The sequence below is a fragment of the Pseudomonas zhanjiangensis genome (assembly GCF_041027545.1).
GTDB lineage: Bacteria > Pseudomonadota > Gammaproteobacteria > Pseudomonadales > Pseudomonadaceae > Aquipseudomonas > Aquipseudomonas zhanjiangensis.
The window spans coordinates 91,087-103,316 of record NZ_JBFTEG010000005.1 but is presented as its reverse complement, the minus strand read 5'-3'; the positions used below and the strand labels follow the sequence as shown (position 1 = coordinate 103,316).

Below are 12,230 nucleotides of genomic sequence, written 5' to 3'. Positions count from 1 at the left end.
GGGCAGGGAATCTGCCCAAACCACACTCCAGACAATGTGGGTACGTTTATGTAAAAAGAGGCCTGCGGGACTGGGACTGGTCTCCCGCATGCCTCCTTGCGAGCTCATCGGCTTAAGCAGCCGCGGCTCTGATCATCCGGCGAGGTCGCGCAGGGCGACTTCGCTCAGAATCCGTTCAAGCACCTGCTCGATTGTCAACTCCGTGGAATCCAGCTGAATCGCATCGGCCGCCGGTTTGAGCGGGGCCACTGCGCGCTGGGTATCACGCTCATCGCGCGCACGAATCTCTTCGAGAAGACTCGCAAGATTAACATCATCGCCCTTGGCCTTCAACTGCAAGTAGCGCCGCCGCGCCCTCTCCTCGGCGCTGGCGGTGAGAAACACCTTCAACGGCGCATCGGGAAATACCACGGTGCCCATGTCCCGACCGTCGGCGACCAGCCCAGGCATTTCCTGGAAGGCCCGCTGGCGCTGCAGCAGCGCCTCGCGCACCGCCGGCAGCGCGGCGACCTGCGAGGCACCCGCCCCAACCTGCTCGTTGCGGATCGAGTCGGTCACCTCCTCGCCCTCGAGGATGATGCGCTGGCCCTGGCCCTTGCCGCCGGCGACGAACTGCACGTCGAGGTGCGCGGCGAGCACCTTCATGGCCTCTTCGTTGGTCAGATCGACGCCATGGTTGCGCGCGGCAAATGCCAGCAGACGGTAGAGCGCGCCGGAGTCGAGCAGCCCCCAACCCAGCTTCTTGGCCAACAGCCCGGCTACCGTGCCCTTGCCCGAGCCGCTTGGCCCGTCGATCGCGATTACCGGTGCCTGAGCGATCATGATGCGCCCTCCTCGGCAACCCGGATGCCGACCTGCGCCGCCAGGGCGAGGAAGTTGGGGAACGAGGTGGCGACGTTGGCGCAGTCATGGATGCGAATCGGCGCACTGGCCCGCAGCGAGGCCACGCTGAATGCCATAGCGATGCGGTGATCGCCGTGACTGTAGACCTCACCGCCACCCATAGTGCCGCCGTCAATAATGATGCCGTCCGGGGTCGGCTCGACCTGCACGCCAAGCGCCTGCAGCCCGTCGGCCATCACCTGGATACGGTCGGACTCCTTGACCCGCAACTCTTCGGCGCCGCGCAACACGGTACGCCCACTCGCCACGGCCGCGGCGACGAACAGCACGGGGAACTCGTCGATGGCCAGCGGCACCAGGTGCTCGGGGATATCGATGCCCTTGAGCTGGGCCGAGCGCACGCGAATGTCGGCCACCGGCTCGCCGCCGACCTCACGCTGGTTCTCCAGGCTGATATCACCGCCCATCAGCTTGAGGATATCGATCACCCCGGTACGGGTCGGGTTGATGCCGACATGCTCGAGGACCAATTCGGAGTCCTTGGCGATGCTGGCGGCCACCAGGAAGAAGGCCGCCGAGGAAATATCCGCAGGTACCTCGATATGGGTGGCGGCCAGCTCATGGCCGGATTCGAGGCTGGCGGTACTGCCGTCGACCCGTACCGGATAGCCGAAGCCGCGCAGCATGCGCTCGGTGTGATCGCGGGTCGGCGCCGGCTCGGTCACCGAGGTTTCCCCGGCGGCGTAGAGCCCTGCCAACAGCAGACAGGACTTGACCTGGGCGCTGGCCATGGGCATTTCGTAGCTCATGCCGCCAAGGCGCTGGCCGCCGCGAATGGTCAGCGGCGGACGGCCGTCGGCCGCGGTCTCGATGACCGCACCCATTTCCCGCAGCGGCTTGGCCACGCGGTTCATCGGCCGCTTGGACAGCGAGGCATCGCCGGTCAGGGTGGTGTCGAACGACTGCCCGGCCAGCAGGCCGGCGAGCAAGCGCATGGAGGTGCCGGAGTTGCCCAAGTAGATGGGCCCGGGCGGCGCCTGCAGGCCGTGCAGGCCGACGCCATGGATGGTCACCCGGCCGTGGTGCGGCCCCTCGATGACCACCCCCATGTCACGGAAGGCCTGCAGGGTCGCCAGGGCGTCTTCACCCTCGAGGAAGCCCTCGACCTCGGTGACACCCTTGGCCAGGGAGCCAAGCATGATCGAGCGGTGCGAGATGGATTTGTCGCCGGGCACGCGAATCCGCCCGGAAAGTGTGCCGCCAGGGTTGGCCAGAAAAATCAGATCATTCGAGTGCATAGCGTCCACATAGGCCCGACGGGCCAGAATTTTGCTGAAATGCTCGCGGGCCACGCGGGCGCGGGTAAACACGCCCAGCAGTTGATGCCCGTCCCCTGCGTCGACTGCGTCGCGCAAGGCGTCGAGGTCGTCGCGAAACAGGTCCAGGTTGTGCAGCACGGCTTCGCGGTTGGCGAGGAAGATGTCGTGCCACATCACCGGGTCGCTGCCGGCAATCCGCGTGAAATCGCGAAAGCCACCAGCGGCGTAACGGAAAATCTCCAGGTTCTCGCTGCGCTTGGCCAGCGAGTCGACCAGACCGAATGCCAGCAGGTGGGGCAGATGACTGGTTGCCGCCAACACCTGGTCATGGTGCTCGACCTGCATGTGCTCGACATCGGCGCCCAGCTCGCGCCAGAGCCGGTCGATTAGTTGCACGGCCTGTGGGTCGGTCTGTTCCAGCGGCGTCAGGATCACCTTGTGCCGGCGGAACAGCTCGGCATTGGCCGCCTCTACCCCGCTCTGCTCGGAGCCGGCAATCGGATGGCCCGGCACGAAACGCGCCGGCAGCTCGCCAAAGGCCTGGCGCGCGGCGCGCACCACGTTGCCCTTGGCACTGCCCACATCGGTCAGCAGCGCATCGCCCAAGTCGAGCCTGGCCAGCTCGGCCAGCAGCTTCTCCATGGCAAGGATAGGCACCGCCAGCTGAATCACCTCGGCGCCATGACAGGCGGCGGCCAGTTGTTCCTCGCAGCGATCGACCACCCCCAGCTCGACGGCCAGGCGCCGCGACTCGGGGTCCAGATCGACGCCCACCACCTCCCGGCACAGGCCGCGCTCGCGCAGGCCCTTGGCGAACGAACCACCGATCAGGCCCAGACCGACCACCACCAGGCGACCGATCAGCGCGCCGCCGGCCTTGCCTTGAGCCTGGGCAACGGCTTTGGACCCACTCACGCGCCCAATACCTTGGCCAGCGCCTTGAGGAAGCGCGCGTTCTCCTCGGGCAAGCCGATGGATACGCGCAGGTAGTTGGGCATGCCGTAGCCGGCCACCGGCCGTACGATCACCCCTTCGCGCAACAGGGCCTGATTGATCGCCGTGGTGTCGCGAGCGAAATCGATGGCGATGAAATTGCCCTTGGACGCGATCCAGCCCAGGCCGAGCGCACGACAGCCGGCTTCCAGCTGGGCCATGCCGGCATCGTTCAGCTGCCGGCTCTTCGCCAGGTATTCGGTGTCGTCCAGCGCGGCGCAAGCCGCGGCCAGGGCCAGGCTGTTGACGTTGAACGGCTGACGCACGCGATTGAGCACGTCGGCAATCTGCGCCGAACTGATCGCGTAGCCGATACGCAACGCGGCCAGGCCGTAGGCCTTGGAGAAGGTGCGCGAAACCAGCAGGTTGGGATAGCGCGCCAGGTAGTCGAGGCCATCCGGCAGCTCGCCCCCTTCGGCATATTCGATATAGGCCTCGTCCAGCACTACCAGCACCCGCTCCGGCACGGCGGCGAGGAAGTCGCTGAGCGCCTGCGGGCCGAACCAGGTACCGGTCGGATTGTTCGGGTTGGCGATGAACACCACCCGGGTGTCGGCGTCGATGGCGGCAAGCATCGCCGCCAGGTCATGACCGAAATCCTTGGCCGGAACCACCTTGCCTTGCGCGCCAGCGGCCTGGGTGGCGATCGGGTAGACGGCGAAGGCGTGTTCGCTGAACACGGCATTGAAGCCCGGCGCCAGGTAGGCGCGGGCCACCAGTTCGAGAATATCGTTGGAGCCATTGCCCAGGGTGACCTGCTGCGGCGTTACGCCGTAGCGCTCCGCCAAGCGGCTCTTCAGGGCGAAACCATTGCCGTCCGGATAGCGGGTCAGTTCGGCCAGCTCGCCGCGGATCGCCTCCACTACCTTGGGGCTGGGGCCCAGCGGGTTCTCGTTGCTGGCCAGCTTGACGATGCCCGCCGGATCGAGGCCCAGCTCGCGAGCCAGTTCGTCCACCGGCTTGCCCGGCACGTAGGGTGACAGTTTTTGCACGCCTGGCTGGGCCAGGGCGAGGAAATCACAACTCATAACAATGCCTCGAAGTCCGGCGCAGCACTATCGCAGTCGGCACGGGTGCGGCGACGGCCACCCGCGCAAGACCGCTGCATGCCTGCGCCGCTCGTGTCAGAGAACCGCCTTGGGATAGGACCCCAGCACCTTGAGCGCCACGGCCTCCTGATTGATTTTCTCCAGCACATCCTTGATCAGCGGGTCGCGGTGGTGGCCGACGAAGTCGATGAAGAACACATAGGTCCACTTGCCGCTGCGCGACGGCCGCGTCTCGATACGGGTCAGGTCGATGCCATTGTTGTGGAACGGCACCAGCAACTCGTGCAGGGCGCCCGGCTTGTTGCGCATGGAAACGATGATCGAGGTCTTGTCGTCGCCGGTCGGCGGCACTTCCTGGCTGCCGATGATCAAGAAGCGCGTGGAGTTGTCCGGGCGGTCTTCGATCTTCTCCGCCAACTTGGTCAGACCGTAGAGCGTGGCCGCCATGTCACCGGCAATGGCCGCGCTGTTCCACTCACTCTTGACCCGCTTGGCCGCGTCGGCGTTGCTCGACACCGCCACGCGCTCGACGTTCGGGTAGTGGGCATCCAGCCACTTGCGGCACTGGGCCAGGGACTGGGCATGGGAATAGATGCGGGTGATCTTGTCGGTCTTGGTGGTTTCACCGACCAGCAGGTGGTGGTGGATGCGCAGCTCGACCTCGCCGCAGATGACCATGTCGTGCTCGAGGAAACTGTCCAGGGTGTGGTTGATCGCCCCTTCGGTAGAATTCTCCACCGGCACCACACCGAAGTTGACCGCACCGGCGGCCACTTCGCGAAACACCTCGTCGATCGCCGCCATCGGCACGCTGACCACCGCATGGCCGAAGTGCTTCATCGCCGCCGCCTGGGAGAAGGTGCCTTCAGGGCCAAGGTAGGCGACCTTCAGCGGATTCTCCAGGGCCAGGCAGGAGGACATGATTTCGCGGAACAGGCGCGCCATCTCCTCGTTGTCCAGCGGCCCCTGGTTGCGCGCCATGATGCGCTTGAGCACCTGGGCCTCGCGCTCGGGCCGGTAGAACACCGGCTTCTCGCCCTCGGGCAAGGCTTTCATCTTGACCCGCGCGACTTCCTCGGCGCAGCGCGCACGGTCGCTGATCAGCTCGAGAATCTTCTCGTCGAGGTTGTCGATGCGCAGGCGCAGGGCCTGCAGTTCCTGCTCGGACATCGCATCCGTCATCAGCCGTGCTCCTTCTCGAATTCCGCCATGTAGGCCACGAGCGCCTGCACCGCATCGAGACCTACCGCATTGTATATCGAGGCACGCATGCCGCCGACCGAGCGATGCCCCTTGAGGTTGAGCAGGCCACGCGCCTCGGCACCGGCCAGGAAGGGCTTGTCCAGGCGCTCGTCGGCCAGGCGGAACGGCACGTTCATCCAGGAACGGGCATTGTGGGCGATCGGGTTGCTGTACAACTCGCTGGCGTCGATGGCGCCGTACAGCAGATCCTTCTTGGCGCGGTTGCGTTGCTCCATGGCCTCGACCCCGCCTTGCGCCTTCAGCCACTCGAACACCAGGCCCGAGAGGTACCAGGAGAAGGTGGCCGGGGTGTTGTACATCGAGCCGTTGTCGGCGGCGATCTGATAGTTGAGCATGGTCGGACAGGCGCTGCGCGCGCGACCGAGCAGGTCTTCGCGGACGATGGTGACCACCAGGCCGCTGGGGCCGATATTCTTCTGCGCGCCGGCATAGATCAGGCCGTATCTGGAGACGTCGATCGGTCGCGAGAGGATGTCCGAGGACATGTCCGCCACCAGTGGCACGTCGCCGACCTCGGGAACCCAGTCGAACTGCAGGCCGCCGATGGTTTCGTTGCTGGCGTAGTGCAGGTAGGCGGCATTCTTCGACAGCTGCCACTCGTTCTGCCCGGGGATGGCGAAGTAGTCGTAGGCCTTGGCGCTGGCGGCGACATTGATGTGGCCGTAACGACGCGCCTCCTCGATGCTCTTCTTCGACCAGATGCCGGTGTCGATGTAGTCGGCCACACCCTCTTCGGGCAGCAGGTTGAGCGGAATCTCGGCGAACTGCTGGCTGGCGCCGCCCTGCAAAAACAGCACCTTGTAGTCATCGGGAATGGCGAGCAGGTCGCGCAGATCCTGCTCGGCCTTGGCGGCAATGGCCATGTACTCGTCGCTGCGATGGCTCATCTCCATCACCGACAGGCCCTTGCCCTGCCAGTCGAGCAGCTCCGCCTGGGCGCGTTGCAGTACAGCTTCGGGAAGCGCGGCCGGGCCGGCGCAGAAATTAAAGGCTCGCTTGCTCACGTCTTTCTCTCTCAAATCACCGGTCACCGTCGCCCCGAGGCGTCGGCGCATTCTCGACCCCTAGCCAGCCCGGCCGGGCGAGGCGCCTCGCCGGCGCCCGCCCGAGCCCGACGGCTTACTCTTCCTCGCCCTGCTCCACGACAGCGGCGTCATCAACGGACACCGGCTCGCCTTCGAGCAGTTCCTCGGTTTCCTCTTCGGACGGCTCCTGCACGCGCTCCAGACCGACCAGCTTCTCGTCCTTGGCCAGCTTGATCAGGGTCACGCCCTGGGTGTTGCGACCGGAACTGGAAACCTCACCGACTCGGGTGCGCACCAGCGTGCCCTGATCGGAAATCAGCATGATCTCCTCGCCGTCCTGCACCTGAATGGCGCCGATCAGCTTGCCGTTGCGCTCCTTGGTGACCATGGCGATCACGCCCTGGCCGCCACGACCGCGGCGCGGGAACTTGCTCAGCGCGGTGCGCTTGCCGAAGCCACGCTCAGAAGCGGTGAGAATCTGCGCGCCCGACTCGGGGATGAGCATGGAGATCAGCTGCTGATCCTTGCCGATACGCATGCCACGAATACCGCGGGCCCCACGCCCCATGACGCGTACGACGCTTTCGGCAAAACGAATGACCTTGCCGGCATCGGAGAACAGCATCACTTCCTTGGCGCCGTCGGTAATGGCGGCAGCGATCAGGGTGTCGCCCTCCTTGAGCTTCAGGGCGATCAAGCCATTGGAGCGTGGGCGGCTGAACTGCACCAGCGGGGTCTTCTTGACGGTACCGAAGGCGGTGGCCATGAAGATGTAGGCGCCCGTGGGCTCGGCCACCAGCTCGGCGGTCTCGCCGTCGACTTCCTCGACCTCGGCGGCTTCGCCAGCCTCATCGAGCTCGCCCTCGATCACTGCTTCGTCGGCGTCGTCCAGGTCCTCGTCGGCGCCACCGCTCTGCTGCTGCAGGGCCTCCAGGTCGATCTGCAGCATGGTGGTGATGTACTCACCCTCGTCCAGCGGCAGCAGGTTGACCAGCGGACGGCCGCGCGCAGCGCGCGACGCCTCGGGAATCTCGTAGGTCTTCAGCCAGTAGACCTTGCCCTTGCTGGAGAACAGCAGCAGCGTGGCATGACTGTTGGCGACCAGCAGGTGCTCGATATAGTCCTCATCCTTGATCCCGGTGGCCGACTTGCCCTTGCCGCCGCGACGCTGGGCCTGGTAGGCCGACAGCGGCTGCGACTTGGCATAGCCGCCGTGGGAGATGGTCACCACCCGTTCCTCTTCGGTGATCAGGTCACCCAGGGTCAGGTCGAGACGGGTATCGAGAATCTCGGTGCGGCGCTTGTCGCCGAACTCGGCCTTGACGCTCTCCAGCTCCTCGCGAATGACTTCCATCAGGCGCACGGAGCTGGTCAGGATGCGGATCAGCTCGCCGATCTGGTTGAGAATCTCCTGATACTCGCCCAGCAGCTTCTCATGCTCCAGGCCGGTCAGGCGGTGCAGGCGCAGATCGAGAATGGCCTGGGCCTGCTCCGGCGAGAGGAAGTATTTGCCCTCGCGCAAGCCATACTGCGGATCCAGACCTTCCGGACGGCAGGCATCGGCGCCGGCGCGCTCGACCATGGCCTCGACCGCGGTCGACTCCCAGGCCGTGGCGATCAACGCCTCCTTGGCCTCGGCCGGGCTCGGCGAGGCCTTGATCAGCGCGATAACCGGGTCGATGTTGGACAGCGCCACCGCCTGGCCTTCGAGGATATGGCCGCGCTCACGCGCCTTGCGCAACTCGAACACGGTACGCCGGGTCACCACCTCGCGGCGATGCAGGATGAAGGCCTCGAGCATGTCCTTGAGGTTGAGCACCTTCGGCTGGCCGTCGATCAGGGCCACCACGTTGATGCCGAACACGCTCTGCATTTGGGTCTGGGCGTAAAGGTTGTTGAGGATCACCTCCGGCACCTCGCCGCGGCGCAGCTCGATGACCACGCGCATGCCGTCCTTGTCGGACTCATCGCGCAGCTCGGTGATGCCCTCGAGCTTCTTCTCCTTGACCAGCTCGGCGATCTTCTCGATCAGGCGCGCCTTGTTCAGCTGGTAGGGCAGCTCGGTGACCACGATCTGCTGGCGACCACCGACCTTGTCGATATCCTCGACCTCGGCCCGGGCGCGGATATAGATGCGCCCACGGCCAGTGCGATAGGCCTCGATGATGCCGGCGCGACCGTTGATGATCGCCGCGGTGGGAAAGTCCGGCCCCGGGATGTATTGCATCAGCTCGTCGACCGACAACTCGGGGTTGTCGATCAGCGCCAGGCAGCCGTCGACTACTTCGCCCAGGTTGTGCGGCGGGATGTTGGTGGCCATGCCTACGGCGATACCGCTGGAGCCGTTGACCAGCAGGTTGGGGATCTTGGTCGGCATGACCGCCGGGATCTGCTCGGTGCCATCGTAGTTCGGCACCCAGTCGACGGTTTCCTTGTGCAGGTCGGCCAGCAGCTCGTGGGCCAGCTTGGTCATGCGCACTTCGGTGTAACGCATGGCTGCGGCGTTGTCGCCGTCGACCGAACCGAAGTTGCCCTGGCCATCGACCAGCAGGTAGCGCAGGGAGAATGGCTGGGCCATGCGAACGATGGTGTCGTACACCGCGGTATCGCCGTGCGGGTGGTACTTACCGATCACGTCACCGACCACACGGGCGGATTTCTTGTACGCCTTGTTCCAGTCGTTACCCAGCTCGCTCATGGCGAACAGCACGCGACGATGCACGGGCTTCAAGCCATCACGCGCATCCGGCAGGGCTCGCCCGACGATCACGCTCATCGCGTAGTCGAGGTAAGACTGCTTCAGTTCGTCTTCGATATTGACCGGGAGGATTTCTTTGGCCAGTTCGCCCATGAGTAGCCTGATTCCTTTTTTCTGGTGAAACCCCACGCCATTCGTCCTGAACGAGGAAGGGCTCGCCGCTGCGACCCAAGGCCTGCAGCGACTCACGACAAATCAATGAGTTATGCCATGTATCTGCGCAGTGAAGGCGACCGCAACGGGCGCCCCTGAAAACTGGCGGAGCTTACCACAATCACCGCCCCGCACCTATCCCCGCCCGGCACGAGCCCGGGCGCCGGCAAGCGCCCGGCGATCGCACTCAATGCAGGCGCTTGCGGCACATCAGGCGAGCCATCTTCGCCGCATCCGGGCGCTCGACCACGCCCTTTTCAGTCACGATGAAATCGATCAGGTCCGCCGGCGTCACATCGAACACCGGATTGAGCACGCCCACCGCGTCGCCCATCGAACGACCCTCCAGCTCCAGCAGCTCGCGCCCATCGCGCACCTCGATCGGAATCTCCTCGCCACTCTCCAGCGCCATGTCGATGGTCGAACTCGGCGCCACCACCATGAAGCGCACGCCATGGTGCATGGCATTGATCGCCAGCTGGTAAGTGCCGATCTTGTTGGCCACATCGCCATTGGCACTGATGCGGTCGGCGCCGACGATCACCCAGGTGATGCCATGGGTCTTCATCAGGTGCGCCGCAGCCGAATCGGCATTCACGCTCACCGGGATGCCGTCGCGGGCCAGCTCCCAGGCGGTGAGGCGCGAGCCCTGCAGCCAGGGCCGGGTCTCGTCGGCATAGATGCGCTCGACCAGGCCCTCCAGATGCGCCCCGCGAATCACCCCCAGCGCGGTGCCGAAGCCACCGGTCGCCAGGGCCCCGGCGTTGCAGTGGGTCATCAGGTTCTGCGCATTGCCCTGGTGCTTGCGGATCAGCTCGACGCCCAGCTGGGCCATGGTCAGGTTGGCCTCGCGATCGCTCTGATGGATCTGCTGCGCCTCGGCTTCCAGGGCCAGCAGCGGATCGTCGCCCTCCTTCAAGCGCTGCAAACGATCGCGCATGCGATTGAGCGCCCAGGACAGATTGACTGCGGTCGGCCGCGAATCAGCCAGCAACTGCAGATCGACCTCCAGGGCCGCCCGCCAGTCGCCCCCCGCCTCGAGGCGCGCACGCGCCGCGAGCAGCGCACCATAGCCGGCGCTGATGCCGATGGCCGGCGCGCCACGCACCACCATGCTGCGAATCGCCTCGGCCACGGCGGCAACCGAATGGCAGGCCTGCCAGCTTTCCTCGAATGGCAGCAGGCGCTGATCGAGCAGATACAGAGCGCCATCACGCCATTCGATGGCCGTAATCTTCTCTGCCGCTAGCAACTGCTCGCGCATGGTTCACCTCACCCTGGAAAAAGCCGACCATTATACGCAGAGAAGCCCTCGGCGACTGCACGCGCATCGGCTCGGAGATACGCCAGACTGGACCAGCCTACCCCCCCCGCGCACCAAGCCGACCGAGGTATCTGCGGCCGGGCGACTTCAAGCGCCGGGCGTTCCCCTATAAACTCGAGGCTTTCAGCCCGCCGGAACCTCGCCCATGCCCGCCGCCCCGCTCGACCTCCTCCTGCTTCCCACCTGGCTGGTCCCGGTCGAACCCGCCGGCGTGGTGCTGCGCGAGCACGGCCTGGGCATCCGCGACGGACGCATCGTACTGATCGCGCCGCGCGCCGAAGCCCTCCAGCACCAGGCCCTGGAAGTGCGCGAGCTGCCCGGCCGCCTGCTGACCCCCGGCCTGGTTAACGCCCACGGCCATGCCGCCATGACCCTGTTCCGCGGCCTGGCCGACGACCTGCCGCTGAGCACCTGGCTGGAGCAGCATATCTGGCCGGCAGAAGCGCGCTGGGTGGATGAGCGCTTCGTCCAGGACGGCACCGAGCTGGCCATCGCCGAGCAGCTCAAGGGCGGCATCACCTGCTTCTCGGACATGTACTTCTTCCCCGAAGTGACCAGCGAACTGGTGCACAAGAGCGGCATCCGCGCACAGATCAACATTCCGGTACTGGATTTCCCCATCCCCGGCGCCCGCGATGCCAACGAAGCGTTGCGCAAGGGCCTGGAGCTGTTCGACGACCTCAAGCAGCACCCGCGCCTGAAGGTCGCCTTCGGCCCGCACGCGCCCTACACGGTCAGCGACGACAAGCTGGAAAACATTCGCATGCTGGCCGAGGAACTGGACGCCGGCATCCATATGCACGTGCATGAAACCGCCTTCGAGGTGCAACAGAGCCTGTCCCAGCGCGGCGAGCGCCCCCTGGCGCGCCTCGCCCGCCTGGGCCTGCTCGGCCCGCGCTTCCAGGCCGTGCACATGACCCAGGTCGACGAGGATGACCTGGAGCTGCTGGCGACCAGCAACAGCAGCGTGATCCATTGCCCCGAGTCCAACCTCAAGCTGGCCTGCGGCTTCTGCCCGGTGGAACGGCTCTGGCAGGCCGGCGTCAACGTTGCCATCGGCACCGACGGCGCGGCCAGCAACAATGACCTCGACCTGCTCGGCGAAACCCGTACCGCCGCCCTGCTGGCCAAGGCCGTGGCCGGCTCGGCCGCAGCCCTCGACGCTCACCGCGCCCTGCGCATGGCCACCCTCAACGGCGCCCGCGCCCTCGGCCTGGACGACCAGGTCGGCTCGCTGGAGCTGGGCAAGAGTGCCGACCTGGTCGCCTTCGACCTCTCCGGCCTGGCCCAGCAGCCGGTGTACGACCCGGTTTCGCAATTGATCTATGCCAGCAGCCGCCACTGCGTCGAGCACCTCTGGGTTGGCGGCAAGCAGTTGCTCGACGGCGGCAGACTGACCCGCCTGGACGAAGCGCAGATCATCGCCAATGCCCAGGCCTGGGGAGCCAGAATCGCCAACCGCTGATCGCGCGCCACGCCGCCAAGCGGCATCGGCAAGCGCCC

At 65.8% G+C, this 12,230-nt stretch carries 8 protein-coding genes; 1 reads left to right on the top strand and 7 read right to left on the bottom strand.

Annotated elements, in window-relative coordinates; genetic code table 11:
• Nucleotides 1–132 precede the first annotated feature (132 nt).
• The 7 genes from cmk to mtnA all read right to left on the bottom strand — a co-directional run bounded on the left by cmk (nt 133) and on the right by mtnA (nt 10,667).
• Nucleotides 133–822: a (d)CMP kinase gene (cmk, locus tag AB5S05_RS08750; RefSeq protein WP_369287115.1), complete on the bottom strand. Its 690-nt coding sequence runs from the start codon at nt 820–822 to the stop codon at nt 133–135.
• A complete protein-coding gene (locus tag AB5S05_RS08745) occupies nt 819–3,026 on the bottom strand; it encodes a bifunctional prephenate dehydrogenase/3-phosphoshikimate 1-carboxyvinyltransferase (protein ID WP_369287224.1) in 2,208 nt (735 codons plus the stop codon). Before AB5S05_RS08745 ends, cmk begins: the two co-directional genes overlap by 4 nt.
• A 47-nt stretch (nt 3,027–3,073) precedes the next feature.
• The gene (gene hisC, locus AB5S05_RS08740) at nt 3,074–4,183 is read right to left on the bottom strand and encodes a histidinol-phosphate transaminase (RefSeq protein WP_369287114.1); all 1,110 of its coding nucleotides are present in this window, start codon (nt 4,181–4,183) and stop codon (nt 3,074–3,076) included.
• A 96-nt stretch (nt 4,184–4,279) separates the two neighbouring features.
• A complete protein-coding gene (pheA, locus tag AB5S05_RS08735) occupies nt 4,280–5,374 on the bottom strand; it encodes a prephenate dehydratase (protein ID WP_369287223.1) in 1,095 nt (364 codons plus the stop codon).
• Nucleotides 5,375–5,385: 11 nt separating this feature from the next.
• A complete protein-coding gene (serC, locus tag AB5S05_RS08730) occupies nt 5,386–6,471 on the bottom strand; it encodes a 3-phosphoserine/phosphohydroxythreonine transaminase (RefSeq protein WP_369287113.1) in 1,086 nt (361 codons plus the stop codon).
• A 115-nt stretch (nt 6,472–6,586) separates the two neighbouring features.
• Complete coding sequence (gene gyrA, locus AB5S05_RS08725) at nt 6,587–9,343, bottom strand: DNA gyrase subunit A (protein WP_369287112.1); 2,757 nt, start codon at nt 9,341–9,343, stop codon at nt 6,587–6,589.
• A 247-nt stretch (nt 9,344–9,590) separates the two neighbouring features.
• A complete protein-coding gene (gene mtnA / locus AB5S05_RS08720; protein WP_369287111.1) occupies nt 9,591–10,667 on the bottom strand; it encodes an S-methyl-5-thioribose-1-phosphate isomerase in 1,077 nt (358 codons plus the stop codon).
• A gap of 205 nt (nt 10,668–10,872) precedes the next feature.
• On the opposite strand from mtnA, the gene AB5S05_RS08715 reads away from it, so the two are divergent.
• A complete protein-coding gene (locus AB5S05_RS08715) occupies nt 10,873–12,192 on the top strand; it encodes a TRZ/ATZ family hydrolase (RefSeq protein WP_369287110.1) in 1,320 nt (439 codons plus the stop codon).
• Nucleotides 12,193–12,230 lie beyond the last annotated feature (38 nt).

What these genes read in the sequence shown, in the direction of transcription:
- cmk (WP_369287115.1), bottom strand. Translation starts at nt 822, where the DNA reads ATGATCGCTCAGGCACCGGTAATCGCGATCGACGGGCCAAGCGGCTCG.
- hisC (WP_369287114.1), bottom strand. Translation starts at nt 4,183, where the DNA reads ATGAGTTGTGATTTCCTCGCCCTGGCCCAGCCAGGCGTGCAAAAACTG.
- pheA (WP_369287223.1), bottom strand. Translation starts at nt 5,374, where the DNA reads ATGTCCGAGCAGGAACTGCAGGCCCTGCGCCTGCGCATCGACAACCTC.
- gyrA (WP_369287112.1), bottom strand. Translation starts at nt 9,343, where the DNA reads ATGGGCGAACTGGCCAAAGAAATCCTCCCGGTCAATATCGAAGACGAA.
- mtnA (WP_369287111.1), bottom strand. Translation starts at nt 10,667, where the DNA reads ATGCGCGAGCAGTTGCTAGCGGCAGAGAAGATTACGGCCATCGAATGG.
- AB5S05_RS08715 (WP_369287110.1), top strand. Translation starts at nt 10,873, where the DNA reads ATGCCCGCCGCCCCGCTCGACCTCCTCCTGCTTCCCACCTGGCTGGTC.